Source organism: Actinomycetota bacterium (assembly GCA_035697485.1).
Classification (GTDB): Bacteria; Actinomycetota; UBA4738; order UBA4738; family HRBIN12; genus JAOUEA01.
In genome coordinates this window covers 82,355-106,634 of the sequence record DASSCU010000024.1, presented here as the reverse complement: position 1 = coordinate 106,634, position 24,280 = coordinate 82,355, and the positions used below count along the sequence as shown (strand labels likewise).

The 24,280-nt window shown below is 69.5% G+C and carries 29 protein-coding genes; 7 read left to right on the top strand and 22 right to left on the bottom strand.

The genetic code is table 11. The features are described from left to right. Position 1 precedes the first annotated feature (1 nt). The 13 genes from VFI59_07275 to VFI59_07215 form a co-directional block, all read right to left on the bottom strand. Positions 2-256, bottom strand: a complete 255-nt coding sequence (locus tag VFI59_07275; protein HET6713493.1) for a hypothetical protein — start codon at positions 254-256, stop codon at positions 2-4. 88 nt (positions 257-344) lie between these two features. Beyond that, positions 345-1,157, bottom strand: a complete 813-nt coding sequence (locus VFI59_07270; GenBank protein ID HET6713492.1) for a prolipoprotein diacylglyceryl transferase family protein — start codon at positions 1,155-1,157, stop codon at positions 345-347. Between the two features lie 68 nt (positions 1,158-1,225). After that, positions 1,226-1,480 (bottom strand): hypothetical protein, encoded by a 255-nt coding sequence (locus tag VFI59_07265; protein ID HET6713491.1) that lies wholly within the window; start codon positions 1,478-1,480, stop codon positions 1,226-1,228. 53 nt (positions 1,481-1,533) lie between these two features. Beyond that, complete coding sequence (locus VFI59_07260) at positions 1,534-2,550, bottom strand: TIGR03842 family LLM class F420-dependent oxidoreductase (GenBank protein HET6713490.1); 1,017 nt, start codon at positions 2,548-2,550, stop codon at positions 1,534-1,536. Positions 2,551-2,564: 14 nt separating this feature from the next. Next, positions 2,565-3,989: a dihydropyrimidinase gene (gene hydA / locus VFI59_07255; protein ID HET6713489.1), complete on the bottom strand. Its 1,425-nt coding sequence runs from the start codon at positions 3,987-3,989 to the stop codon at positions 2,565-2,567. A 10-nt stretch (positions 3,990-3,999) separates the two neighbouring features. After that, positions 4,000-4,839 carry a nitrilase-related carbon-nitrogen hydrolase gene (locus VFI59_07250; GenBank protein HET6713488.1) on the bottom strand — a complete coding sequence of 280 codons (840 nt, stop codon included), beginning with the start codon at positions 4,837-4,839 and terminating at the stop codon, positions 4,000-4,002. Positions 4,840-4,963: 124 nt separating this feature from the next. After that, positions 4,964-6,130 (bottom strand): ABC transporter permease, encoded by a 1,167-nt coding sequence (locus VFI59_07245; GenBank protein HET6713487.1) that lies wholly within the window; start codon positions 6,128-6,130, stop codon positions 4,964-4,966. Then, complete coding sequence (locus VFI59_07240; GenBank protein HET6713486.1) at positions 6,127-7,284, bottom strand: ABC transporter permease; 1,158 nt, start codon at positions 7,282-7,284, stop codon at positions 6,127-6,129. The genes VFI59_07245 and VFI59_07240 overlap by 4 nt, the downstream gene beginning before the upstream one ends. A gap of 4 nt (positions 7,285-7,288) precedes the next feature. Beyond that, positions 7,289-8,242 (bottom strand): ABC transporter ATP-binding protein, encoded by a 954-nt coding sequence (locus VFI59_07235; GenBank protein ID HET6713485.1) that lies wholly within the window; start codon positions 8,240-8,242, stop codon positions 7,289-7,291. 44 nt (positions 8,243-8,286) lie between these two features. After that, a complete protein-coding gene (locus tag VFI59_07230; GenBank protein ID HET6713484.1) occupies positions 8,287-8,973 on the bottom strand; it encodes a hypothetical protein in 687 nt (228 codons plus the stop codon). A gap of 192 nt (positions 8,974-9,165) precedes the next feature. Further along, positions 9,166-9,606: a DUF4234 domain-containing protein gene (locus tag VFI59_07225; GenBank protein ID HET6713483.1), complete on the bottom strand. Its 441-nt coding sequence runs from the start codon at positions 9,604-9,606 to the stop codon at positions 9,166-9,168. Position 9,607: 1 nt separating this feature from the next. Further along, positions 9,608-10,243 carry a YbhB/YbcL family Raf kinase inhibitor-like protein gene (locus VFI59_07220; protein ID HET6713482.1) on the bottom strand — a complete coding sequence of 212 codons (636 nt, stop codon included), beginning with the start codon at positions 10,241-10,243 and terminating at the stop codon, positions 9,608-9,610. A gap of 75 nt (positions 10,244-10,318) precedes the next feature. Beyond that, positions 10,319-10,843, bottom strand: coding sequence for a histidine phosphatase family protein (locus VFI59_07215; GenBank protein ID HET6713481.1), 525 nt, complete (start codon positions 10,841-10,843; stop codon positions 10,319-10,321). Between the two features lie 91 nt (positions 10,844-10,934). On the opposite strand from VFI59_07215, the gene VFI59_07210 reads away from it, so the two are divergent. The 4 genes from VFI59_07210 to cphA all read left to right on the top strand — a co-directional run bounded on the left by VFI59_07210 (position 10,935) and on the right by cphA (position 15,598). Next, complete coding sequence (locus tag VFI59_07210) at positions 10,935-11,387, top strand: redoxin domain-containing protein (protein HET6713480.1); 453 nt, start codon at positions 10,935-10,937, stop codon at positions 11,385-11,387. Between the two features lie 43 nt (positions 11,388-11,430). Further along, positions 11,431-11,826, top strand: a complete 396-nt coding sequence (locus VFI59_07205) for a hypothetical protein (GenBank protein HET6713479.1) — start codon at positions 11,431-11,433, stop codon at positions 11,824-11,826. A gap of 140 nt (positions 11,827-11,966) precedes the next feature. Next, on the top strand, positions 11,967-12,836 hold the full coding sequence (locus VFI59_07200) for a cyanophycinase (protein ID HET6713478.1): 870 nt from the start codon (positions 11,967-11,969) through the stop codon (positions 12,834-12,836). Positions 12,837-12,928: 92 nt separating this feature from the next. Then, positions 12,929-15,598: a cyanophycin synthetase gene (cphA, locus tag VFI59_07195; GenBank protein HET6713477.1), complete on the top strand. Its 2,670-nt coding sequence runs from the start codon at positions 12,929-12,931 to the stop codon at positions 15,596-15,598. Between the two features lie 6 nt (positions 15,599-15,604). On the opposite strand, the gene VFI59_07190 is transcribed toward cphA, so the two are convergent. The 3 genes from VFI59_07190 to VFI59_07180 are packed head-to-tail and all read right to left on the bottom strand — an operon-like array spanning position 15,605 to position 19,299. Further along, positions 15,605-16,648: a hypothetical protein gene (locus tag VFI59_07190; GenBank protein HET6713476.1), complete on the bottom strand. Its 1,044-nt coding sequence runs from the start codon at positions 16,646-16,648 to the stop codon at positions 15,605-15,607. Positions 16,649-16,653: 5 nt separating this feature from the next. Beyond that, positions 16,654-17,547 carry a non-homologous end-joining DNA ligase gene (gene ligD, locus VFI59_07185; GenBank protein HET6713475.1) on the bottom strand — a complete coding sequence of 298 codons (894 nt, stop codon included), beginning with the start codon at positions 17,545-17,547 and terminating at the stop codon, positions 16,654-16,656. 45 nt (positions 17,548-17,592) lie between these two features. After that, positions 17,593-19,299, bottom strand: coding sequence for a Mur ligase family protein (locus VFI59_07180; protein HET6713474.1), 1,707 nt, complete (start codon positions 19,297-19,299; stop codon positions 17,593-17,595). 167 nt (positions 19,300-19,466) lie between these two features. Here VFI59_07180 and VFI59_07175 point away from each other — a divergent pair, with 167 nt between their 5' ends. After that, positions 19,467-20,030: a fasciclin domain-containing protein gene (locus VFI59_07175; GenBank protein ID HET6713473.1), complete on the top strand. Its 564-nt coding sequence runs from the start codon at positions 19,467-19,469 to the stop codon at positions 20,028-20,030. 21 nt (positions 20,031-20,051) lie between these two features. Here VFI59_07175 and VFI59_07170 read toward each other — a convergent pair whose 3' ends face one another. The 5 genes from VFI59_07170 to VFI59_07150 form a co-directional block, all read right to left on the bottom strand. Continuing rightward, on the bottom strand, positions 20,052-20,741 hold the full coding sequence (locus VFI59_07170; protein ID HET6713472.1) for a hypothetical protein: 690 nt from the start codon (positions 20,739-20,741) through the stop codon (positions 20,052-20,054). Between the two features lie 89 nt (positions 20,742-20,830). Next, positions 20,831-21,046 carry a hypothetical protein gene (locus tag VFI59_07165; GenBank protein HET6713471.1) on the bottom strand — a complete coding sequence of 72 codons (216 nt, stop codon included), beginning with the start codon at positions 21,044-21,046 and terminating at the stop codon, positions 20,831-20,833. 118 nt (positions 21,047-21,164) lie between these two features. Continuing rightward, positions 21,165-21,332, bottom strand: coding sequence for a hypothetical protein (locus VFI59_07160; protein ID HET6713470.1), 168 nt, complete (start codon positions 21,330-21,332; stop codon positions 21,165-21,167). Between the two features lie 25 nt (positions 21,333-21,357). After that, a complete protein-coding gene (locus tag VFI59_07155; protein HET6713469.1) occupies positions 21,358-22,632 on the bottom strand; it encodes a DEAD/DEAH box helicase in 1,275 nt (424 codons plus the stop codon). Positions 22,633-22,819: 187 nt separating this feature from the next. Continuing rightward, positions 22,820-23,197, bottom strand: a complete 378-nt coding sequence (locus tag VFI59_07150; protein HET6713468.1) for an SRPBCC family protein — start codon at positions 23,195-23,197, stop codon at positions 22,820-22,822. 132 nt (positions 23,198-23,329) lie between these two features. Here VFI59_07150 and VFI59_07145 point away from each other — a divergent pair, with 132 nt between their 5' ends. Both VFI59_07145 and VFI59_07140 read left to right on the top strand, forming a co-directional pair. Further along, complete coding sequence (locus VFI59_07145) at positions 23,330-23,515, top strand: hypothetical protein (protein HET6713467.1); 186 nt, start codon at positions 23,330-23,332, stop codon at positions 23,513-23,515. Further along, positions 23,512-23,664, top strand: coding sequence for a hypothetical protein (locus VFI59_07140; GenBank protein ID HET6713466.1), 153 nt, complete (start codon positions 23,512-23,514; stop codon positions 23,662-23,664). The genes VFI59_07145 and VFI59_07140 overlap by 4 nt, the downstream gene beginning before the upstream one ends. On the opposite strand, the gene VFI59_07135 is transcribed toward VFI59_07140, so the two are convergent. Beyond that, positions 23,610-24,275, bottom strand: coding sequence for a class I SAM-dependent methyltransferase (locus VFI59_07135; GenBank protein HET6713465.1), 666 nt, complete (start codon positions 24,273-24,275; stop codon positions 23,610-23,612). The two genes, VFI59_07140 and VFI59_07135, sit on opposite strands and share 55 nt — an antisense overlap. Between the last annotated feature and the right edge of the window lie 5 nt (positions 24,276-24,280).

The window sequence follows — 24,280 nt, the reverse complement described above, 5'->3', positions numbered from 1 at the left end:
GTCAGGCGTCCTGGTCGTCCGCTTCTTCGACGAGCATCCCGGCAGCGGTGGCATCGACGACGGCCGTCTCGGCCAGTTCCTCGGCGGCCACTTCTTCGACGACGGCCTCGGCTGCGAGCTCCTCGGCGGCCGCCTCCAGCTCGACCGCTGCCTCCGCCTTGTCGAGCGCGTCAGCGTGGAGCTTCTCGGCTGCGGCCGCTTCGCCGATCGAATCCTCCAGCGCGTCGTCGGCTGCGTTCAGCATCTCGTCTTCCATGACGATCCCCCTCCGCGATCGGTGCGTGTCGACCCGCGCAGCATAGAGCGACCCCGGGATCGACGCATCAGGTCGAGCACCGTGTGCGTCAGGCCGAAGGGACCGGCTCGGGCTCGTGCGCTCGCTTCCGCAGCCGTCCCGCGAGCAGCAGACCTCCCGCGACCATGCCGATGCAGAGGTACTGCGCGCCGGTGAGCCCGGCGACGGTCTCGTCGTAGGCTCGCAGGAAGTCGGTGAGGAACCGCTGCGTGCCGTACCAGACCAGGAACGTCACGGTGAGCCATCCGGGCGCGACGCCGCGGCGCTGCATCCACCACAGCAGGCCGATGAGCGGCAGCATCAGGAGCAACTCGTACATCGCGGTGTTGTGGATCACCGCGCCGACCCCACCGTCGATCGGCTCACGGGTCTCGCCGCCGAGGTACTTCCATGCGAGCGGGAAGCTCGTCGCCGTGCCGAGATGTTCGCCGACCGCCATGCACCCGAGGCGGCCGATCGCGAGGCCAGGGGCGAGCCCGTAGACGATGCCGTCGCTCACGGTGAGCCCCGGCATCTCCGGATGTCGACGCGTGAACCAGACGATCACGACGATCGAGATCAGGAACGCGCCGGAGAACTGCAGGCCGCCCTGCCAGACGGCGAACGCCGACAGTGGATCCTCGGAGAACTCGCTCCAGTGCGTGACCACGAACAGCAGGCGCGAGCCGATGATGCCGAGCACGATCACCCACCACGCCAGCCGCGAGAGCAGGTCGGCGTCGAGATCGCGCTCGCGCGCGTACCGCAGGAAGACGCCGACGCCGACGAGGATGCCGAGCGCGACGAACACGCCGAACGTGCGGATCGTCAACGGTCCGATGGAGACCTGGGGGAACGTACGGAACGGGATCGCGGCGATCATGCTCCGACCAGCCTATCGGCAGGTGCACCGACGAACCTCGTCGGTCGGAGCCGCGGAGCGTTCGCCTTTCAGGCGTCTTCCTCGTCGGCCGCCTCCGCGATCGCCTCGGCCGTGACCATGTCCTCGACCGCCGCCTCGGCCAGCGTCTCGGCGGCGGCCTCTTCGACGATCGCCTCGGCCTCGAGCTCCTCCGCCGCGGCCCGTAGCTCGGCGGCCGCCTCCGCCTTGTCGACCGCGTCGGCGTGCAGCACCTCGGCGGCAGTGGCCTCCTCGACGGCGTCGTCGATCGCGTCCTCTGCGGCGTTCAGCAGTTCGTCTTCCACGGCGCGCTCCTCTCGGGTCCTGCGGGTCGTCGTTCGCGGAGCATAGAGGGTGCTCAGGACTTCGCGACCACCTGTTCGGCGATCGCCGGGATCACCTTCTCGCCGTAGGCCTGCAGGGTCTCGTCCTTCGCGTCGTGCTGCAGGTACACCGCGAACTGGTCCACGCCGAGCTCCCGCAGCTGCTGCAGCCGATCCACGTGGTCCTCGACCGGTCCGAGCACGCAGAAGCGATCGACGATCTCGTCGCTCACGAAGGCCGTGTGCGTGTTGCCCGCCTTCCCGTGCTGGTTGTAGTCGTAGCCCTCGCGCCCCGCGATGTAGTCGGTGAGCGCCTTCGGTACATCGGATGACTCGCCGTAGCGGGTCACGATGTCCGCCACGTGGTTGCCGACCATGCCACCGAACCAGCGGCACTGGTCGCGCGCGTAGGGCACGTCGTCACCCACGTAGGCTGGGGCCGCGGCGCAGATCGTGATGGCGTCGGGGTCGCGGCCAGCGTCCTCGGCCGCCCGCCGCACGGCGCCGATCGTCCACGCCGCGATGTCGGGGTCGGCGAGCTGCAGGATGAACCCGTCGCCGACCTCTCCGACGAGCTTCAGCGCCTTCGGCCCGTAACCGGCGACCCAGACCTCGGCGCGGCTCTTCGATGCCCACGGGAAACGGAGCGTCGAGCCCCGGTACTCGACCTCGCGTCCGTTCGCGAGCTCGCGGATCACGTGTACCGCCTGGGCGAGCGCCACCAGCGTCGAGGGCTTCCCGTTGATCACACGTACGGCCGAGTCGCCGCGGCCCATGCCGATCACCGTGCGGTTGCCGAACATCTCGTTCAGGGTCGCGAACAGGCTGGCGGTGACGGTCCAGTCCCGCGTGAGGGGGTTCGTGACCATCGGTCCCACCGTGACGTTGCGCGTGTTCGCCAGGATCTGCGTGTAGATCGGGAACGGCTCCTGCCAGAGGATGTGGCTGTCGAACGTCCACACGTGGCTGAACCCGAACGTCTCGGCCCTCGTCGCCAGGTCGACGATCCGCGCGCTCGGCGGTGTCGTCTGCAACACCACGCCGATGTCCATGCTCGCCCCTTCCGTCACACGAGGTACTGCGACAGCTCTCGCTCGATGAAGCGGCCGTGTCCCCTTCGGCCGACGTAGGCGTCGTCCTCGATCACGATCGAGCCGCGCGAGAGCACGGTGTCGACCTTGCCGTCGACCACGAATCCCTCGTACGCGGAGTAGTCCACGTTCATGTGGTGCTTGTCGTCGATGCCGATCGTGGTGCGGCCGTTCGGATCCCACACGACCACGTCGGCGTCGGCGCCCGGGGCGACGACGCCCTTGCGCGGGTACATGCCGAACATGCGCGCCGGTGTCGTGCAACACGTCTCGACCCAGCGTTCCACGCTGAGCTCGCCGGTCACGACCCCCTGGTAGAGGAGTTCCATGCGGTGCTCGACGCTCCCCACGCCGTTCGGGATCTTCGTGAAGTCGCCGAGCCCGAGCTCTTTCTGGTCCTTGAAGCAGAACGGACAGTGGTCGGTCGAGACGATCGCGAGCTCGTTCATGCGGAGCCCGCGCCAGAGACTCGTCTGGTGATGGTGCTCGTCGTTCGGCGACCGCACCGGCGGCGAGCAGACCCACTTCGCGCCTTCGAACCCGGGCCGTTGCAGGGTCTCCTCGAGGGTGAGCCACAGGTACTGCGGGCAGGTCTCGGCGAAGACGTTGCGGCCCGCGTGCCGGGCGTCCGCGATCTCCTCCAGCGCGTCGCCGGCCGTCATGTGCACGACGTAGAGCGGCGTGTTGCCGGCCACCTTCGCGAACACGATGGCGCGGTGCGTGGCCTCGGCCTCGAGGTCGGACGGTCGCGTCTCGGCGTGGTAACGAGGGTCGGTCTCGCCGCGCGCGAGCGCCTGGGCGATCAACACGTCGATCGCGATGCCGTTCTCGGCGTGCATCATGATCGTCGCGCCGCACTCGCTCGCGGTCTGCATGGCGCGCAGGATCTGGCCGTCGTCGCTGTAGAAGACACCCGGGTAGGCCATGAACAGCTTGAAGCTCGAGACCCCCTCGTGCTCGGTGAGGTACCGCATCGCCTTCAGCGACTCGTCGTCGACCCCGCCGATGATCTGGTGGAACCCGTAGTCGATCGCGCACCGGCCCTCGGCCTTGCGCTGCCATTCGGCGAGGCCCTCCTGCACGCTCTCGCCGGCGCGCTGCACCGCGAAGTCGATGATCGTGGTCGTGCCGCCCCACGCGGCGGCCACGGTGCCGGTCTCGAACGTGTCGGAGGCGAACGTGCCGCCGAACGGCAGCTCCATATGGGTGTGCACGTCGATTCCGCCGGGGATCACGTACTTCCCGCCGGCATCGATCACCTTCTCGGCGGTCGGCGCGGCCTCGGTGAAGAACCCTGGCGCGCCGACGGCGGCGATCGTCTCCCCGTCGATCAACACGTCGGCGGCGACGGTGCCGGTCGGGGAGACCACCTCCCCGTTCAGGATCAGCGTGTGTGCCATCGGTCTCCCCTCACCGGGCGACGATCTCGTCGTAGGCGTCGGGGCGCCGGTCACGGTAGAACGCCCACCGGTCTCGCACCTCGCGGATCTTGCCGAGGTCGAGGTCCCGCACGATCAGCTCCGGCTTGTACGCATCGCCGACCTCGCCGACGAACTTGCCTTCGGGATCGACGAAGTAGCTCTGGCCGTAGAAGTCGTTGTCGCCCAGGGGCTCGATACCGACGCGGTTGATCGCGCCGACGAAGTACATGTTCGCCACGGCGGCGGCGGGTTGTTCGAGCCGCCAGATGTACTCGCTCAGCCCGCGGTGCGTGGCGCTCGGGTTGAAGACGATCTCGGCCCCGTTCAGGCCCAGCACGCGCCAGCCTTCGGGGAAGTGACGGTCGTAGCAGATGTAGACGCCGACCTTGCCGACGGCCGTCTCGAAGACCGGGTACCCACCGCTGCCGGGCGCGAAGTAGAACTTCTCCCAGAAGCCCTGCACCTGGGGGATGTGCTGCTTGCGGTACTTGCCGAGGTAGGTGCCGTCGGCGTCGATCACGGCCGCGGTGTTGTGGTACAGCCCGGGTTGCACGACCTCGTACATCGGCAGCACGAGCACCATGCCGAGCTCCTTCGCGACGCTCTGGAACCGCTTCGTGGTCGGTCCGTCGGGGATCGGTTCGGTGTAGCTGTAGTACTCGGCGTCCTGCACCTGACAGAAGTAAGGCCCGTAGAACAGCTCCTGGAAGCACATCACCTGGGCACCCTGGCTCGCCGCCTCGCGGGCCGCGTCCTCGTGCTTGTCGGTCATCGTCGCCTGGTCGCCCGTCCAATCGGTCTGCAGCAACGCGGCCTTCACGGTCGTCATCGGCGTTCGGCTCCCTCGCTCATCGGTCGTGATCGCATCGTAGTGCTGCCTCCGGAGCCGCGCACGGTCAGCGGCTTCCTCGCCGCGCACGGTCAGCGTGCGTCCTCGCCGCGCAGCGTGCTTCCTAGCCGCGCACGGTCAGCGTGCGACGCAGCAGCACCGTCGCGACCGCCAGCAGCGCGATCGCGTAGGCGGCCAGCACCCATAGGTCGGTCGCGACCTGCGACGGTGCGGCACCGACGGCGATCGAGTCGTTGAGGGCCTCGATCGCCCAGGCGTGTGGGAAGAGGTGGGCGATGCGATACATCAGCGGCGGGAAGATCTCGAGCGGCACCATGCAGCCGCCGAGCGCCGCGAGCACGAGCCCGAGGAACACGCCCATCGCTCCGGCCTGCGACGCGTTCTGCAGCACCGATCCCATCACCATCGCCGCGCCGGTGGCCGCGAGACCGAACAACAGCACGACGAGCATCGTCGTCACTGGGTTCCCCCAGTCGACGCGGAACAGCAGCACCGTGCCGATCACGATCAGCAGTCCCTGGACCAAGGCGATCGCGTAGCGACCCAGCGCCTCCCCGACCAGGATCGTGCGCACCGAGGTGGGGGAGGCGAGCATGCGGGTACTCACCCCGAACCGACGTGTCTCGATCAACATCGCCGAGGCGGACAGCGACGTCAGGAACATGAACAGGATCAGTTCCTGCGCCGCACCCGTATCGAAGGTGCCGGCCGTGGTCGCACCGGCGGTCCGAGTGGTCACCGCGATGCCCGGGAGCCCCTCGGCGGCGGCGTCGGCGCGCGCCAGGCCCTCGTCGAAGCTCGCCGCTGCGCCCTCGGCGACCGCGAACCGGGCGGCCCTGATCCGCACGCTCTGTTCGTCGATGACGCCGCTCACGGTCGTCTCGAGCTCCTGCCCGGAACCCGTCGGCCGGGTGATCGCCTCGATCGGCACCGTCTCGCCCTGGCGGATTCGGTCGTCGTACCCGGGGGGGATCACGATGCCGCCCTCGATCAGGCCCCGTTCCACGGCCGTCCGCAGCGAGTCGACATCGCCGTATGCCTGCACGTCGATGCCCTCGGTCGCCTCGAGCCTGGCTCGCAGGTCGTGGCCGAGCGCCCCCGACCCCGCGGAGACGGTGCCCACCTTCGGGGTGAACCCGGACCCGAACGCGGCCCCGATCGCCAGGATGATCAGGAACGGGAACACGAACACGAAGAACGCGCCGGTCTTGTCGCGGGTGAGCCGACGGAGGTTCACCCCGGCGATCGCCAGCGCCTTCCGCAGGTTCATCTCGCCACCATCCGCTGGGAGCGCACCCACGCGATCGATCCCGTCGCCGCAGCGATCGCGAACACGCCGAGCAGCGGCCGGGTGATGTCGGCCACGGTGCCGCCGTACGCGAGCTCCTGGAAGCCTTCCATCAACCACCCCTGCGGTGACAGGAAGCGGATCGTGCCGAGGACGCCTGCCTGCGAGATCGGGAAGAAGGTACCTCCGAGCAGGCCGCCGACCACGGCGACGATCGAGACGTAGGCGCCAGCCTGAGCCGTGGTCGTGGCGAGGGTGGCGACCAGCGCGGTCACGCCGACCGCGGCGAGCACGCCGCCGAGCACGAGCATGGCGACCCCGAGCGGATCGCCCCACCTGGCGTCGAGCAACCACGTGGTCGCGGCCACCAGGAGGGTCGTGCTCACGAGGCCGACGGCGAAGCTCGCGAGAGCCTTCCCGCCGATCACCGAGCTGGGGGAGATGGGAGCCACCAGCAGACGCGAGAGCGTGCCTCCCTCGCGCTCCTCGAGCAGGCCACGCACCCCGAACTCCACTGCGAAGAAGAGGAAGAACACCGCCATGCCGATCGCGAAGAACGACGACTGCGACGCCGATCGGTCGTCCGCGTCGGCGGTGCGGATCTCGGCGGCGGGCGCGACGGTCTGGGCCCGCTCCACGAGCGCATCGTCCGGTGGGGAACCGGGCTCGGCAACCACGGCAACCGAGAGCCCGACGGCGTCGAGGTTCGAGGCGAACGAGGTCGCGAGCGACTCGGCCACGAGCGAGGCGATCTGGGCATCGGGAGCCGAGATCACCGTGATCGACCCTCCCTGACCCGCCTGCACCTGTCGGGTGAAGCCCGATGGGAACACGACGGCCGCGTCGATCGTGCCGTCGTCGGCGAGCGTCTCGGCGGCTTCCTCGGTCGCGGCCTCGCGCATCGTCACGAAGTCGAGGCGTTCGAGCAGACCCTCGAACTCCGAGGGCAGGTGGCCACCGGTGTCACGGTCCACGACCGCGTACGTCGCCTCGAAGCCCTGGCTCTCTACGTCGCCGAGGGTGAGGCTGAAGATGTACGCGAGCCCGAACGGCAGCACGAGGGCGACGAGCACGGCCGTCCGATCGCGCAGGCGCCTGCGCAGGTCCTTGGCCGCGATCGTCCATGCGACGCCCATCGCCTCAGCCCTCGTCGCGCAGGGCCTTGCCGGTGAGGTGCAGGAAGACCGCCTCGAGGTTGGGTTCGCGCACCTCCATCGACGTGATGCCGGCGCCGGTCTCGTCGACGGCGCGCACGATGTCGGCGAGCGATGCCCGCGCGTCGCGGACGAGGAGGTCGAGCCCGCCGTCCCGAGACACGGCCTCCTCGACCCCGGCGACGGCGGTCGCCGCCGCGGCGGCTGCGAGGAGATCGCCGTGTGCCTCGATCCGGATCCGGTCGTGCTCCCCGACCAGCGAGATCAGCTCACGCCGCGTGCCCTCGGCCCTCACCGTCCCTTCGTCGAGGATGCCCACGCGATCGCAGAGGCGTTCGGCTTCCTCCATGTAGTGGGTGGTGTACAGCACCGCCATGCCTTCGCTCGCGAGGGTCTCCACGGAGTCGAGGATCGCGTTGCGGCTCTGCGGGTCGACGCCGACGGTCGGCTCGTCGAGCACGAGCAGGATCGGGTCGTTCAGCATGCCGAGACCGATGTTCAACCGTCGCTTCATGCCGCCGGAGAACGCGTCGGTTCGCTCGTCGCCCCGGTCCGCGAGCCCGATCGTGTCGAGGATGCGATCGATCCGCGCGTCGAGCTCGCGGCCCGAGAGATCGTAGAGCTTGCCGAAGAACCGCAGGTTCTCTCGCGCCGTGAGGTCGGGGTAGATCGCGACCTCCTGCGGCACGAACCCGATCGCGGCCTTGACGTCGATCGTGTCGGTGTCGAGCGCTCTGCCCTGCAAGGTCACGTGCCCGGCGTCGCGGTTGAGCAGACCGCAGATCATCGAGATCGTCGTCGTCTTCCCCGCGCCGTTCGGTCCGAGCAACCCGTAGGTCTCTCCGGCCGCGATCGAGAACCCGACGTCGTCGACGGCGACACGATCGCCGAACGTCTTACGGAGTCCATCGCAGCTGAGCACCTCGCTCGGGCCTTCCATGGACTCACGCTACCGCCACGCCCAGGCCGGTGCAGGTGGCGCGCCTACGAGCGCTGTCCCCGGTCGTCGTCGCCCCGCGCCGCCGGCATCAGCCGAACCGCCGGGAAGTAGCCCGGCGGCTCGGGAGCGGGGGGTCTCTGGTACAGGCCCATGAGCGGTTCAGCCGGCAGGAGATCGACCGCGTAGGCCTCGAGCAACCGTCCCTGCAACGCACTCGCATCCTCGCCGGTCGGCGTGCTCGCTCGCCCGTCCGGTTTGCCGAAGCCACTCCCGTGTTCCTCGCAGAGCGTGTAGAGACGCCCACGGAACGAGTGGACGACGGAGGGCACGCCCGGGCCCGGCTCGATCCACGCGCACCAGATGCACACGAGCCGGAGCCGGTCGGGATAGGCGAACCTGGCGCGCCACCCCCGCTCGTGGGCGACGATCGACCCCCAGAGGGCGACCCTCCCGACGACCGGCGCCGGCGGCCACGCCGGCCACACCCGAGCGACGATGTCGAGCGAATCGCTCGCGTGGATACCGCATCGACAATCGAGGTCGGGCGCCTGGTGACGACGGCGTCGTCCGGTGAGCACGCGTGGCACGGTGCACCGTGCCTCCAATGGACGGCGTGTCGGCCACTCGTCGGTGCCGGAGCCGGCGGGCAAGAGCACCGGACCGCCGCCGTCGTCGGAGACGTTCCAGACGCGCCAGCCGATCACGGGGTCCGGGCGATGTTCGGCAGCCATGCCTCGATGTTCCTACGGAATGAGCGAACGGTGGCTGGGCAGCGCGACACTGCCAGGCGGTTCCTGCCCGTTCCGCCCTCGACGAGTCCGGCGGGTCGACGACGATGTACATCGAACGCCTCTCCTGTCAGAACGGACGCAGCGGCATCTACCGCATCCCGGACGCCGACCCGGCGACCCTCTGAGGGTGGATCAGCCGGTGGGCGGTGGTGGCAGAGCGCCGGGAGGCCCGGCGGGGAGCCCCGGACCGCTCGAGGCCCCATCCCAGATCCGGTTCATGTGGTCCTGCATGTAGGGCGGGTTCACGAGCGCGAAGACGATCTGGAAGACGAGCACGAGCACGGGTTCGATCTGCTGCAGCACGCCGGCACGTCGTTCCGCGGCCTGGATGTGGTTCGCCGTGTTCCAGATCGCGATGAACGGCGGCACGATGATGATCCACCCGAAGAGCATCGCCATGAGCGATCGCGTCGGGCTGATCGACTCGTCGTGTTCGAAGCGGCGGAGCTCGTCGTTCACCTTGTAGTACCAGTAGAAGAAGTAGATCCCGAGCGTGATCAGCGACAGGCCGAGCACTCCGATCGGGTTGCGCTTCAGGTAGGGCTGGCCCTCGATCGTGACGGTCTCGGCCATGTCAGGGGAGCTCCGGGTTGAGGGTGTAGGTCGGCACGATCTCGGCTGACGACAGCACGTGGCCCTCGATCGCACGGCGGAACGCCTCGAGGTCGTACCCGGCATCGAGTGCCAGGCTCTGTACGTCGAGGGCGTATACCGTCGTGACGTAGTGATGCACGTGCTCGTCGTTCCAGGGCGGGAACGGTCCGTCCCACCCGCCGTAGGTTCCCTCGAGATCGGCGTCGCCCTCGAAGAGCCCTCGGTAGCCGTTCTCGCCCTGCACGCCGCCGACGGCGGTGGGTCCTGGCGCGCGGCCGTGGGCGACGAAGTGGTCGCCGCCCGCACCCTCCGGCAACTCGTGGACGTCAGGCGGCAGGTCGATCACCAGCCAGTGCGCGAACTCGACGCGAGGCTCGTCGTCACCGAGCGCGAGGCCCTCGACCCCCATGCGAGTGCGGTCGGCCGGCACGTCGGGGTCGACCACGGAGACCGCGAACGACCGAGTGCCCTCGGGCTCGCCGGACCAGCGAAGATGCGGGCTGCGGTCGGCGCCCGCGATCTCGGCCCTCCCGTCGGTCGTCGGCGTGGCGACCGCGTAGACCTCGTCGATCGGTGCTCCGTCGGCGACACTGGTGCTCTCGAGCGTCATGCTCATCTCGGTCCCCTCTGATGCGTCTGGTCCTCAGGCTTGCATCGAGCGTCGCTCCCGACAAGCGGAAGGCCTCCGCGCTCAGTCGCGCCGGTCTCCGGGCGCGAGGTCCTTCGGTACGACGAAGCGCGTGAGCGTGCCGACGCCTTCACTCAGCGACGTCCACGGTCCATCGGGAAGGGCGATCGTGACCACGGCTGCCGTCGGAAACTTGGTGTCGAGCCGTGCACGCAGCTCATTCTCCGAGCTGAGCCATCGGGCCAACTCCTCGAGCGCCGGGTTGTGACCGACGAGCATCACCGAGGAACTGGCGTCGTCCAGACGACGGAGTCGCTCGATCAGCGCGCTCGATTCGAAGGTGTAGAGCCGGGGCTCGATGGCGACCTGGAGTGGGAAGCCGAGGGCGGGGAGCACTGCGGCGAGCGTTTGACGTGCCCGGAGGCCGGACGAGCACAACACGAGCCGTGGAGGATCGACCGATGCGAGGTAGGAGGCTACCGTCGAGGCGTCGCGTTTCCCTCGGGGGGCCAGCGGCCGGTCCTCGTCGGGGAGGCTCGGATCGTCCCAGCTCGACTTGGCATGACGCAAGAGCCAGACCTGTCGCACCGGTCGATCGCCGCCTTCCTCGGATGTCGAGAGGATATCCGTCCGCCGAGCCATCGTGTCCGACAACGTGCCTGCGCCGTAGGCTGATGTGATGAGTCCGTTGCAGGTCGGTGACGTGGCGCCCGAGGTTCCGGGGGTCGAGTTCGACGACGGCCCGGTGGGGCTCTTCTTCTACAAGGTCACGTGTCCGACCTGCCAGTTGGCAGCGCCGACGATGCGGCACTTCGAGCGAACGTTTCCCGGACGTGTCGTCGGCATCGGGCAGGATCCCGAGCCCGACCTCGTTCGGTTCACCCAGGAGTACGAGATGGGCATCGCCTCGGTCGAGGACGCGCCGCCGTACCCCGTCTCCGACGCCTACGGGGTGGAGTCGGTGCCGACGCTCTACCTCGTCGGTGAGGACGGACGGGTGGTGGAGGCGGTGGGCGCCTGGGACCGGGACGGCTTCAACCGGGTGGCCTCGGGGCTCGCGGAGCTCACCGGCGCGAAACCCGTGGTCGTCTCGACCCCCGACGACGGACGCCCGGACTTCAAGCCCGGGTGAAGCTCGCGCAACGCGCACTCGGTCTGAGCGCTCGAGGTCGGCGGTGAGGGCGGTCGCACGGTGGATGCTGGCGGTGTTGATGGTGATCGCGGGCGTCACACACTTCGCGGCGCTCGACTCGTTCCTCCTACTCGTGCCGTCGTGGGTTCCGTGGCCGACCGCGATCGTCTGGGTCACGGGGGTGATGGAGATCGCTCTCGGCGTGGCGCTCGCGCTCGCCCCCGAGGGAGGTCCGCGTCGGAAGGTCGGGTGGCTCCTGGCCGTCTTCCTGCTGGCCGTGTTCGTCGGGAACATCTCCCAGGCGGTCTCGGGTGTCGATGCGTTCGGACTGGACACCGACTCGGAACGGTGGGGTCGGCTCGTGTTCCAGCCGCTGCTGATCGCGTGGGCGCTGTGGTCGACCAGCGCCATGCCTGGCCGAGTCGGTCACGGCGACTAGGCAGGGACCTCCGTAGTGGGACCTGCGATGGAACACGGAGGTCCTTGTCGAGTCGCGACGAGCGCAACCTTCCCATCTGATCCGAACGATGGCATCCTCGGCCTGCTCTGATGCTCGCCTCCCGGGTCTAGACTTGGCCGATGTCAGAGAGTCGTCGTCCGAACCTCGCGCCGGCCTTCGGGGGGGCGGGCCCGATCATGTTGATCGGTGGCGCCGAGGACAAGCTCCGAGGCAGACAGATCCTCAAGCGATTCGTGAAGCTCGCCGGGGGGCCCGAGGCCAGCATCGCGATCGTCGCGACCGCCTCCGAGATCAGCGAGCAGGCACTCCAGCTGTACGAGGGGCTGTTCCTCGAGCTCGGTGTCGCGAACGTCACCGGACTCCGTCCCCAGGAGCGTTCGCAGGCCGACCAACCCCAAGCCGCCGCTCAGCTCGCCGACGCGACGGGCGTGTTCCTCACGGGCGGGAACCAACTGCGCCTCACCTCGATCGTGGCGGGAACCCGGCTGCACCAGGGCCTGCACCTGGCACACGACCGGGGGGCCGTGATCGCGGGGACCTCGGCGGGCGCCAGCGCCCTCGCGTCACACATGATGGCGTTCGGGCAGCCGGGCGCGACGCCTCGCCATGGGCACGTGCAGACGGCCGCCGGCCTCGGCCTCGTCGAGGGCACGATCGTCGACCAGCACTTCGAGCAGCGCACGCGGCTCGGGAGGCTGCTCTCCGCGATCGCCCAATCACCGTCGCTGATCGGCCTCGGCCTCGACGAGGACACCTGCGCGATCGTGCACTCGAACCAGGCGATGGAGGTGATCGGTCGCGGTGCCGTCACCGTCGTCGACGGTTCCCACATGGAGACCGACGCGTACCGACTGCGAGGGCGTCGCCCGATGATGGTCTCGGGCGCCCAACTGCACTCGATCCCCTCCGGCTTCTGGTTCGACCTGCGCGCGCGTTCGCTGTTCCACGACGAGGCCGAGGCGCCGAGCGAGCGTGAGGCCTCGGAGTGACGACGACCGAGGAGCCGGCGAAGTCCGCCAGGAAGAAGGCTGCGAAGCCCCCGTCGGCGGCCACGCCTCCTGCGAAGCCCGACCTGCAGATCGTGCAGGCGCAGGTCTTCCGCGGCCCGAACTACTTCTCATACGACCCCGCGATCAGGCTCGTCGTCGATCTCGGTTCCCTCGAGCACTGGCCCTCGAACACGATCCCCGGCTTCAACGAGACGCTGCTCGAGCTGCTGCCGGGCGTCGGCGAGCATTCGTGCTCGCGCGGGCACGCCGGTGGGTTCCGCGAGCGGCTCGAGGAAGGGACGTGGGCCGGACACGTCGCCGAGCACATCGCGATCGAGCTGCAGCGGGAGTCCGGCGCGCAGGTCTACCGGGGCAAGACCCGCGGCACGGGCACGCCAGGTCAGTACAACGTGACGTTCGGATACTGGGAGGAGCAGGTCGGCCTGGCCGCCGGCCGCTTCGCGGTCCGTCTCGTCAACCACCTGGTGAAGCCCGAGAAGGGCTTCGAGTTCGAGCAGGAGCTCGAGCGGCTGATCCTGCTCGCCGAGCGCCGTGCGTTCGGTCCCTCGACCCAGGCGATCCTCGACGAGGCCGCGAGCCGCGACGTGCCGTACATCCGGCTCAACGACCAGTCGCTCGTGCAGCTCGGCCAGGGGAAATACCAACAGCGCATCCGCGCCACGATGACCTCCAAGACCTCGGCCCTCGCGGTCGACATCGCGGGGGACAAGCAGCTCACCCGGCAGCTGCTCGAGTCGGCGGGGCTGCCCGTGCCGCCGGGGAAGATCGTGCGCACCGCCGACGAGGCCGTCGAGGCAGCCAAGCGCATCGGATTCCCGGTCGTGGTGAAGCCGCTCGACGGCAACCACGGCCGCGGGGTCGGTCTCGACCTCACGTCGGTGCGAGCCGTGCGGGGCGCGTTCACGCGAGCCCTGAAGGAGAGCCGCCGTGGCTGGGTCGTCGTCGAGGGCATGGTGAGCGGACGCGACTACCGGCTGCTCGTGATCGGCGGGCACATGGTCGCGGTCGCCGAACGCGTCCCGGCGCACGTCGTCGGCGACGGGAAGCACACGGTGCGCGAACTGGTGGCCGCCGCGAACACCGATCCGCGTCGTGGCATCGGCCACGAGAAGGTGCTCACACGCATCAAGATCGACGAGGTCGCCGAGGCACTGGTGCGTTCGCAGGGCCAGGAGCTCGACGGGATTCCCGACACCGACGTGATGGTGCTGCTCGCGGCGACCGGCAACATGTCGACGGGTGGGAGCGCGATCGACCGCACATGGGAAGCCCACGAGGACAACGTGGAGATCGCCGAGGAGGCCGCTCGCGTCGTCGGCCTCGACGTCGCCGGCATCGACTTCATCGCGCCCGACATCACGGTGCCGGTCCGCGAGGCGGGCGGCGCGATCGTCGAGGTCAATGCGGCGCCCGGCTTCCGGATGCACACCCACCCGACCGAGGGCGAGCCGCAGTACGTCGCGCGTCCCGTGATCGACCTGCTGTTCCCGGCGGGCTCGCCTTCTCGCATCCCGATCGTGGCCGTGACCGGGTCCAACGGCAAGACGACGACCGTGCGCATGATCGCGCACGTGATGAAGAACATGGGCCACAAGGTCGGACTGACCTCGACCGACGGTATCTACATCGACGGCCGGCTCACGAAGCGCGTCGACGCGAGCGGCCCTCGGTCGGCCCAGACCGTGCTGCAGAACCCGCGGGTGGACTTCGCGGTCTTCGAGGTGGCGCGGGGCGGCATCCTGCGCGAGGGCCTCGGCTACGGCAGGAACGACGTCGCGGTCGTGCTGAACGTGACGGGCGATCACCTCGGGCTGCGCGAGATCGACACGATCGAGCAGCTCGCCGCCGTCAAGCGGGTGATCGTCGAAGCCGTGCCGCGTGACGGCTTCGCGGTGTTGAACGCCGACGACGAGCTCGTGCTCGAGATGCGCAAGCACTGCTCGGGGAACGTGATCCTGTTCACGTTGCACGAGGACCACGAGCTGATCGAGCGGTGGGTGCGTCGCGGCCGTAAGGCCGTGGTCCTCCAGCACGACGACAAGGGGGAGCTGATCGTATTGCGCGACGGCCGGAGGACGATGCCGGTCGGCTACACGCACCAGTTCCCGGCCACGTTCGACGGGCGTGCACGCATGAACGTGCAGAACCTGCTTGCCGCCGTCGCGGCGTGTCACGTCTCGGGGGCGCACCTGCACGACGTCCGCCACGGGCTGCGCACGTTCACGACCGACTTCTTCCAGGCGCCGGGACGTTTGAACCTCGTGGACCTCGGGGGCGTCACGGTGCTGCTCGACTACGCGCACAACGCCGCCGGGCTGCAGATGGTGGGTGACTTCGTCGAGCGCATGACCTCGGAGCCCCCGCCCAGCCACCCGGGTGAGCCCTCATGGTCGGCCAACCTGCGTGTCGCGGTCGTGGCCACTGCCGGGGACCGCCGCGACGAGGATATGCGCGAGCTCGGCCGGGTCGCGGCCCGCTACTTCGACGAGGTGATCGTCCGCGAGGACGTGCACCCGCGTGGCCGCGACCGAGGTGAGACCGGCTCCCTCGTGATGCAGGGCATCGACGAGGCTCGCGCGCATGGCGCCCGCGTCGGCTCGGCCGAGCTGATCACCGACGAGCTGGACGCGTGCCGTTCCGCGCTCGACCGCAGCCGTCCGGGCGACCTGGTCGTGCTCTGCGTCGACCGCGCCGCCGAAGTCTGGGACGAGATCGAGCACCGTCGGTCGGCCGCGCGGTAGCGCCGGTCAGCGAGTCGAACGCAACTCCCGTCCCCACGCGACGACCTCGTCGGGGGTGCGGTAGTTCAGCACCCGGTCGCGAGGAACGCCGGCCAGCTCTGCGATCGCGAGTCCGAACGGCAGGAACTCGAGCTCGCCCGCAGTGTGGGCGTCGCTGCCGATCGAGAACCACCGGACCCCCGAGGAGACCGCCGTGCGCGCGAGCTCCACACACAGGTCCTGTCGAGCCGGTGTCGCGTCGATCTCGACCGCCTTTCCGAGTCGGGCGGCTTCCTCGAAGACGTGGGGCCAGTCCGCACGCAAACCGACGCGTCGGCCGTACATGCGGGCCACGGGATGCGCGAGCACATGGACGGTCGGATTGCGCAGGGCAGCGAGGTAGCGCTCGGTCATGTCGGTCGTCTCCCGCAACTTCGTATGGAAGGCTCCGAGCACGACGTCGAGCGTTTCGAGGGCCGCCGGATCCATGTCGCCCGATCCGTCAACGAGCACGTCCATCTCGATCGACCGCAGGATGCGGAATGGATCGCCAGCGTCTTCCGCGGCGGCGTTGCAGGCGTCGACGAGCTCGTTGTGGGCGGCGAGCTGGGTCTCGTCCATGCCGTGGGCGATCCGCAGGCTCTTCGAGTGGTCGGTGCTCGCGATGAACGTGCGCCCGAGTGCTCTCGCGGCCTCGCCCATCTCGGACAGGGGAAGCGCGCCGTCGCTGTCGGTGCTGTGGACCTGCAGGTCGCCGTGAGGGAGGCCTTCCCAATCGGGGGAGGCATCGAGCGCGCGGCGCACCTCCGCATACGTGAGGAACCCGCGCCGTTGTGGCTCGGGCTCGATCGTCTCGGGCGGGTCGTCGAGCCACGTGTGGATCATGTGCGCGACCCAGGGCCCGACGGCTCGGAGCTCCGTGAGGGATCGATCCGATCCGGCGAGATCGGCCGCCTCCTCGGGCCAGAACCTCGCTGAACGTGACGCTCGCTCCAATGCTCGGCGTCGGTGCCCCGACTCCTCTTGTCCGGCGCGCCACAACAGCTCGCCGATCTCTCCGTTCGTGAGCACGGCGATCAGGGACCGGGGTCGAACAACGCGGCGGGCAGGCGCTGCCGACGCTCGAGCAGGGAGCCCCAGTGCCGAGGTCCTGCGGCATCGAGCTGTTCCGGCACGGTGGTGAGCGTGAACATGTCTGGGTGTACGTCGGGAAGGTCCTCGGCGACGACCGGGAAGGAGACGGTGCCCTCTGGCCGGGCGCGGGGCGAGAACGGCGCCACGATCGTCGCGCCCGGACCGTTGCGCGAGGGATCGAGCATGACCCGTCCCGCCCGGTCGGACTTGCGGAACGCGTCGGTCGCAAGGTCGGGCCGCCGGCTGGTGACCGCGGCCGTCAGCGTCGCGGCCGCCCGCCGCAGGTCGACCGTCTCGACGCGTCGTTCGAACGGCACGACGACGTGCAAACCCTTGCCCCCCGTGGTCTTGATCCCACTGCCCAGACCGTGCTCATCGAGCGCTTCGAGCACGAGCAGTGCCACTTCCACCGCGGCATGGAAGGCGCCGTCGGGTGGGTCGATGTCGACGACGAGCAAGTCGAGCCGGTCGAGGATATCGGCGCGAAGGGGGGCCATGTGCAGCTCGAGCGATGCCTGGTTGCCCAGCCAGGCGAGCGTGGCGGCGTCGTTGCAGACGACGTGGTCGACATCCCGACCAGCGCTCGGCGCCGGGACACGAACCCGGCGGATCCACGGCGGCGCGTAGCCGGAGATCTGCTTCTGGTAGTACGAGGGTCCGCGCACGCCGTCGGGCCCACGCACGAGCGTGAGGGGACGATCCCGGAGCCATGGGAGCACGTGCGCCGCGACGGCGCCGAGGTAGTCGACGTAGCGCTGCTTCGTGATGCCCAGGTCGGGCCACAGCAGCTTGTCGGGCCGCGTGACCTCGACCGCGGAGGGGGCTCGTGACGGCATGGGTTCAGGCTTCCCCGCTCGAGCCGGGTTCCATGCCTCGGCTCCTCACGCCGACCGTCGGGCCCGCCGGACGAGCTGACGGACCGTCTCCGGGTCGGCACGGCGGGCGCCCATCTCACCGTCGAGCAGCGAGAACATCTCGGGTCGCTGGGCGAGCACGGTGATCGCGAGCACGTCGCGGGTTCCCGATCGATCGAGCATGTAGCTGAGGGCCGAGATCTCGTCGGGCATCGCGGGGACCTCGGCCGCGCCGCCGTCGACCGCCCCCGCCCGCAGACGGCGAACGAGGTCGCCCGCCTCGCGCCCCCGCAGGTAGCGCTGGAGCTCCGCGATCACGACGTGATCGACGCCCCGGGCCGCTCGGTAGCCGAGCCCGTGCAGGATCGCGTCATCGCGATCGCCGGCGGTGCCGAACGCGATCCACGTCTCGGCGCCCTCGGGGCAGAGTCCCCGCGCGATCTCGGCGAGGCCCTCGATGCCCGCCTCGTTGTGGGCGTAGTCGATCACGACGATGCGCTCACCCAGCGTGTACACGTTGGCGCGGGCGGGGTTGGTCTCCGGGTCGGGAAGGAACGTCCGCAGGCCCTCGACCACGGACTTCCGCGGGAGCCCGATCGCGAGCGCGGCGGCCGAGGCAGACAACGCGTTGTGCGCGTGCTGCGACGCGATGCCCGCCAGCGTCATCGGCACCTGCTCGAGCTCGACCAGCTTCCTCGAACCGCCTCGCCCTAGCTCGGCGATGCTGCGATCGAGCACCGTGAGCGCTCGACCCCCGTCGGCGAGGGCCTCCCGCAACGCCGGGTGCCGCGGATGGAGCGAGCACATGAACGGGCGGCCCCCGGCCCGCCGACGCATCGCGAGCACGCGCGGATCGTCGGCGTTCAGCACATGCCACCCCTCGGGACGCGTGATCGTCGTGATCGTGCCCTTGACCTCGGCGAGCTGGTCGAGCGTGTCGACGCCGTGCAGACCGAGGTGGTCGGCGGAGATGTTCGTCACGACCGAGACGTCGTTGTGCAATACGCCGATGCCGCGCAGCAGGATGCCTCCTCGGGCCGTCTCGAGGATCGCCATGTCGATGCCCGGTTGTCCCAGCGCCATCTGCGCGCCTCCGAACCCCGAGTAGTCGCCTGCCTCGACGAGCTCGCCGTCGTGGAAGACGCCGTCGGTCGAGGAGTACGCCACGCTGCACCCGGCGGTTCGCACGATGTGGGCGAGCAGGCGCACGGTGGTCGTCTTCCCGTTCGTGCCGGTCACCGCGATCACCGGGACCGTGGGATCGGCCACCGTCGGAGCGGGCCCCGGTTCGACGTCGGCGATGGTTTCGGCGGCGTCGGCGACCAGGCGTTCGAACGATCGACGGGTGCCGAGCAGATCGCCCATCACGGCGGCGACCTGGCGGGCGAGCGCCTCGGCCACGTCACGTCGCCGCCACGGGAACGCGATGACGATGCGGTCTTCGCCCGGGCCCGCGCGGCCACGCACGGCGAGGCGCACCGACGACGCCTTGGCGAGCGATCGTACGACGTGCGCCCCCGCGCGCGCCGTGAACCGTCGACGTTGCTCGCTGTCTCGGGCACCCGGCCGGGCCGCGCCGGGGAGATCGATCTCGGTGGCGAGGCGTGCCAACCGCGGCTCGGTCGCCCGGAGCCATCCGGGCACCGCGAGCGTGAGCTTCACGGCGGGCCGCGGGAAGTACAGGTTCGGGCCGTCCAGCACCCGGAGTTCGACGATCTCCACCAGGTCCGCCATGCCGGGCCAGCGTAGTCGCGGGTGCGTCGGCGCGCAGCGCTCGGGTAAGAACCTATGCAGGGGTCGCCGCAAGTGGTCCGCCCGCGCATGGGTTCCGAAGGCCTCCCGACAGCAGGCGGCGGAGGACCGCGAGCCTGAATCGATCGATACGAGGAAGGAGTCACCCGATGCGCAGCAGGAAGCTGATCACGGCACTCGCCGTCGTCGCATCCCTCTCCGTCGTTGGAGCAGCGTGCAGCAGCGACGACACGTCCTCGACGGACGCGATGGATGCGTCGGAGTCCGCGGCACCCGCCGAGACGACCGAGACGATCACCGACGTCGTCGCCGGCAACGAGGACTTCTCGACCCTGCTCGCCGCCGTCGAGGCGGCCGGCCTGGGGGAGACGCTCGCGGGTGAAGGGCCGTTCACGGTCTTCGCGCCGACCGATGAGGCGTTCGCGGCGCTGCCCGAGGGCACGCTCGAAACGCTACTCAAGCCGAAGAACGAGGAGCTCCTCAGCTCGATCCTCACCTACCACGTGGTGCCCGCCGAGGTCATGGCGGCCGACGTGGAGTCGGGCGAGGTCACCACGGTCAACGGAGCGACCTTCACGGTCGAGGCCTCGGACACGGGCGTCAGCATCACCGACGGTCAGGGCAACGAGGTCGACGTCGTCACGACCGATATCCTCACGTCGAACGGCGTGATCCACGTGATCGACGGGGTGGTGCTGCCGCCACAGGAGTGATCGCGAACGATCCGACGTCCATCACGGCGCCGCCGGGGTTGCTCCTGCGCCCCGGCGGCGTTCGTTCATCATGACCGGAACCCGTGACTCGAGGCGTTCTCTGAGCCCCCGGAGGTGGCTGCGGGCCATCACGAAGTCGGTCCAGAGCGCTGCCCGGTAGGCGAGGGCCAGCCACGGAGGCCCCATCACCCCTCGCGTGCGCAGGTGTGCCCGCACCCGATCATCTTCGAGGTCGGTGATCGACCAGGTCCATACCCAGTCGAGCCAAGCGTCGCGCGGCCACGGTGGCAGATGCGTGTGCGATCGCAGCACCAGCAGGTGAGGAGCCTCCATCCGCTCGACCACGAAGTAACACCCGCTCTCGGGGGGCCCGTCCGGCACGTGGTCGCCCACCGCCAGACCCTGGAACTCGGGCAGGATCTCGGTCGCGCTCGGGGCGTTCGCCGGGAACAGCAGCTGATCGACCCACCGGTACGTGTACCAACCGGCGCGGTGCCACCCTGCCTGCACGAGCCATGGCCACACAGCGTCGGCACGACCGCGCATCGTGATCGCGTGGTTCGTCGCGAACGAGGGTTCGGGCACCAGATCGTCGCTGGGGAGCCGCCGTCGCCGTTCCTCGGGCGTGCTGCCCCAGGTCGCGCCGAGATAGGTGGCAGCTGCGAACGCGCCGACGGCGCCCACAGCCACCGACCAGCCGATCTTGGACATCGCCAGGCTCCCTTCGACGGACGTCGAAGACAGCGTGGCCGAACGCCGACGTCGCTGCTTCGGGCTTTCGGCACGGTTCGCGTGGACCGTCAGTCCCGCAGAACCTTTTCCTTGAGCACGTGATCGGCGCAGAAATGGCGTCTGACACCGTCGGCCTCGATGGCTCCGATGGCAGGCTTCCCGCACGGGTCACCGATCGCGACCGTGGCGGGCGCGGCGCCGTCGGACGTCTCGCGTTCACGGATCATCTGCTGCATCAAGAGGGCCAGGTCGACATGTTGGCACGTGGGGATCGTGTCGGTCATGGCAGCAGTGTGGCCCGACCGACCGATGGGGCGCATCGGCTGTTCGGCGTCCGTTCATCGAACGAAGGTCTCGAAACGGCGCCGGGGGGAGGGCTCGCGCCGAGGTCGCGAGCCGGTGTCAGGCCTGCGCCTGGGTGCGCAGCTTGTAGTAAGCGCGTTCCACCATGAAGCGAGAATCGGGAGACGACGGGTCGGCGATCGCTTCGCGAAGCCACGCCTTGACCTCGTCGACCTCGACCGCTTCCGCGTTCATGCGGCTCGGTCGCGTGAACCGCTTGCCCTTCACGAGCGGGCCGAGCTGCTTCGCGGCCTCACCGAGCTGATCGGCCTCGACCAGCCGGAGCGCCTCTTCGATCCTGTCGACGTCGATGGGTGTTCCCTCCCTTCGGCGAACGGCCCTGTCCGTTGCCGCCCCGGTGGGGCGTCGGCTTCGAGAGGCCCGCCTGCACGAACTCGGCGTGCAGGTCAAGCCGCTTCGCGATGCGACCTACCTCGAGCCGCTGATCGGGGGTGACGAACGTGACGCCCTCGCCTCCGCGACCGGCCCTCGCCGTGCGGCCCACCCGATGAACGTACGCCTTGTCGTCCGCCGGCGCATCGAAGTTGATCACGTGCGTGATGTCCTCGAGGTCCAGTCCTCGGGCGGCGACGTCGGTCGCCACGAGCACGTCGTTGGCCCCGCTCGCGAACCGCCCGAGCGCTCGCTCGCGCTGGGGCTGGGACATGCCGCCGTGCAGCTCCCCTGCGCTGAAGCCTTCCTTGCGGAGGTTCCGTGCGAGGCGATCGGCGCCGCGCTGGGTGCGCACGAAGATCAACGTGAGCCCCCGGTCGGCGGCGAGCTCGCGAACGAGCGCCCTGGTCTTCTGCGGATGCTCGACGGCGATGAAGCGATGCGTGGCGTGGTTGATGTTCGGACCGGGCTCGCCGTTCTCGTGCAACACGGCGTCGCGCGTGAAGCGCTTCGCCAGGCGACCGACGTCACCATCGAGCGTCGCGGAGAACAGCATCGTCTGGCGATCGGCACGCAGCATCTCGAGGATGCGGGTCACGTCCGGCAGGAAGCCCATGTCCAGCATGCGGTCGGCCTCGTCGAGTACGCAGGCGCGCACCCGGTCGAGGCGCAGCAGCTTCCGTGCCACGAGATCGAGCAGACGCCCCGGGGTCGCGATCACGATGTCGGCGTGGCGCGCCCGCTTGGCCTGCGGTCCGATCCCGACCCCCCCGTAGACCGACGCCACCTGCAGGTGGCGCACGTCGGCGATCGCACGGAACTCCTCGGTCACCTGGCTCGCGAGCTCGCGGGTGGGCGCCAGGATCAGGCCGGTCGGGCTCTTCCCGCTCGGGTGCAGACGCTCGACGAGCGGCACGGCGAAAGCGAGCGTCTTGCCCGAGCCGGTGCGCGAGCGAGCCAGCACGTCACGTCCTGCGAGCGCGTCGGGCAGCACGAGCGACTGGATCGCGAATGGACGTTCCACGCCGCGCATGCGCAGCGCCTGCGAGACGGGCTCCGAGACGCCGAGCGCTCGGAACGTGGGCTGGTCGGACGCGGGGTCGATGGATCTCGCTGTTGCGGTGGTGGTGGGCACGGTTCGGTGTTCCTCTCCTGGTCGTCGTTCGGTGCGCGTCGAGGGCAGGCGCCTCTGCGCAGGGAACGCCCAGGAGGGCGGTGCGTGCGAAGGATCGCGAGACTTCGTCGCGCGCGCGGTCTCGTTCGAGATCGGCGCGGTGTTCCCCGATAGTACGTGATTGACCCACGTGTTCGACCGCTCGCCTTCAGTCCCGCGTCGAGCGCGCGAGTCGCTCGAGGGCGAGTCTCGCCACCGGGGCGTATGCCAGCACGAACGGTGCCGGGCCCTGGATCTCGACGGCGGTCACGCCGTCGGCCACCTCGTGATGGATCCCGAGGTGGGCTGGGCCCGCATGCACCCGCCACGCCCACCGTCCTGCGGCTCGGTCGACCAGCGACACTTCGAAATGCGCGTTCGTCCCCCAGGGCCCGTGAACCTGGCCCTCCATGCCTTCGACGAGCGGCCCCTCGGGGTCGATCCGACGGATCTGGGGAGCCCATCCGGACCACCGGGAGGTGTCGGCGTAGGCCGACCACATGACCTCGGCGCTCGCCGGTCCCCGTACTTCCACGCGCAGGTGCATGCCGCCGAGCCTACGCGCTGATCCGTCGTCGGGAGAACCCCGGGCCGACGTGAACCCATGCACGACCGGCGGGGGATCGGTCCAGCAGAGCATGGGTTCCGAAGCACGGTCGTTGGAAGACGAAGGAGAGAGATGAGACTCACCACGAAAGCATCGATCTTGATCATCCTCGCGGCGGCGTTCGTATCGTTCTTGCTCTCGGTCGCGCTGTGGTTCGGCGTGTTCGGCGACCCGGACCGCGAGCTGGGGATGTTCGTGGGTCTGTGGGTGCCGTCGATCCTCGCGCTCGGCGCGCTGCTCAGTCCGAGGAAGGCGTGAGGGTGATCCCGTTGTTGGCGCTCACCGACGGAACGCTCTTCGCGATCGGCAGTGTGATCTTCATCGCGGTGTTCACCGCCGCGCTGGGGCTTGCCTACGCCCGGTTCGAAGAACTGGGCGAGGACGACCGGCGAAGCGGGGAGGGCTGAGCGGTCCGTGCGAGCACCACGGTGTCGAGCGCCCAGGCCGTGCCCTCGTCGGTTTCCACGGGTCGTGTCATCGTTTCAGCCCGCTCGACCACGACCCCCGTCCCCCGAAGGTTCGCCTCGATGTCAGCCGGTGAGTAGAGCACCGCTGGATCCTGTGGACCCCCTGTTCCGTGGGCGATGTTCCCGAGGTCGTGGCCGATCACGAGGAGCCGTCCGGACGGCGCGACGGCGCTGGCTGCCGCGCGGACGACGCGGCGACGCTCGGGATCGCGAAGGTGCAGGTACACGAGCAGGACCAGCTCGTAGGCGGCTGCCGGAGGTTCGTACTCGAGCAGGTCCGCCCGGACGATGGTGAGGCTGCCCGCGTCGGAACCGAGGCGGTCCCTGCCCAGTCGCCGCGCGCGATCGAGGGCGACGCTCGAGAAGTCGACCGCCGTGACGTCCCAACCGCGCTCGGCGAGCCACAGAGCGTTCCGGCCCTCCCCAGCGGCGAGATCGAGTGCCCGGCCCGGCGGCAGGTCAGCGGTGAGCTGCTCGACCCAGACGTTGGGTTCGAGCGACCACACGAGCTCACGTTCCGCGTACCGGTCGTCCCACCCAGCGGCATCCACGACCT

Excerpts from the sequence above, each read along its gene's own strand:
- VFI59_07275 (HET6713493.1), bottom strand. The coding sequence starts at position 256 with ATGGAAGACGAGATGCTGAACGCAGCCGACGACGCGCTGGAGGATTCG.
- VFI59_07270 (HET6713492.1), bottom strand. The coding sequence starts at position 1,157 with ATGATCGCCGCGATCCCGTTCCGTACGTTCCCCCAGGTCTCCATCGGA.
- VFI59_07260 (HET6713490.1), bottom strand. The coding sequence starts at position 2,550 with ATGGACATCGGCGTGGTGTTGCAGACGACACCGCCGAGCGCGCGGATC.
- hydA (HET6713489.1), bottom strand. The coding sequence starts at position 3,989 with ATGGCACACACGCTGATCCTGAACGGGGAGGTGGTCTCCCCGACCGGC.
- VFI59_07250 (HET6713488.1), bottom strand. The coding sequence starts at position 4,839 with ATGACGACCGTGAAGGCCGCGTTGCTGCAGACCGATTGGACGGGCGAC.
- VFI59_07245 (HET6713487.1), bottom strand. The coding sequence starts at position 6,130 with ATGAACCTGCGGAAGGCGCTGGCGATCGCCGGGGTGAACCTCCGTCGG.
- VFI59_07240 (HET6713486.1), bottom strand. The coding sequence starts at position 7,284 with ATGGGCGTCGCATGGACGATCGCGGCCAAGGACCTGCGCAGGCGCCTG.
- VFI59_07235 (HET6713485.1), bottom strand. The coding sequence starts at position 8,242 with ATGGAAGGCCCGAGCGAGGTGCTCAGCTGCGATGGACTCCGTAAGACG.
- VFI59_07230 (HET6713484.1), bottom strand. The coding sequence starts at position 8,973 with ATGGCTGCCGAACATCGCCCGGACCCCGTGATCGGCTGGCGCGTCTGG.
- VFI59_07225 (HET6713483.1), bottom strand. The coding sequence starts at position 9,606 with ATGGCCGAGACCGTCACGATCGAGGGCCAGCCCTACCTGAAGCGCAAC.
- VFI59_07220 (HET6713482.1), bottom strand. The coding sequence starts at position 10,243 with ATGAGCATGACGCTCGAGAGCACCAGTGTCGCCGACGGAGCACCGATC.
- VFI59_07210 (HET6713480.1), top strand. The coding sequence starts at position 10,935 with ATGAGTCCGTTGCAGGTCGGTGACGTGGCGCCCGAGGTTCCGGGGGTC.
- VFI59_07200 (HET6713478.1), top strand. The coding sequence starts at position 11,967 with ATGTCAGAGAGTCGTCGTCCGAACCTCGCGCCGGCCTTCGGGGGGGCG.
- ligD (HET6713475.1), bottom strand. The coding sequence starts at position 17,547 with ATGCCGTCACGAGCCCCCTCCGCGGTCGAGGTCACGCGGCCCGACAAG.
- VFI59_07180 (HET6713474.1), bottom strand. The coding sequence starts at position 19,299 with ATGGCGGACCTGGTGGAGATCGTCGAACTCCGGGTGCTGGACGGCCCG.
- VFI59_07175 (HET6713473.1), top strand. The coding sequence starts at position 19,467 with ATGCGCAGCAGGAAGCTGATCACGGCACTCGCCGTCGTCGCATCCCTC.
- VFI59_07170 (HET6713472.1), bottom strand. The coding sequence starts at position 20,741 with ATGTCCAAGATCGGCTGGTCGGTGGCTGTGGGCGCCGTCGGCGCGTTC.
- VFI59_07165 (HET6713471.1), bottom strand. The coding sequence starts at position 21,046 with ATGACCGACACGATCCCCACGTGCCAACATGTCGACCTGGCCCTCTTG.
- VFI59_07150 (HET6713468.1), bottom strand. The coding sequence starts at position 23,197 with ATGCACCTGCGCGTGGAAGTACGGGGACCGGCGAGCGCCGAGGTCATG.
- VFI59_07145 (HET6713467.1), top strand. The coding sequence starts at position 23,330 with ATGAGACTCACCACGAAAGCATCGATCTTGATCATCCTCGCGGCGGCG.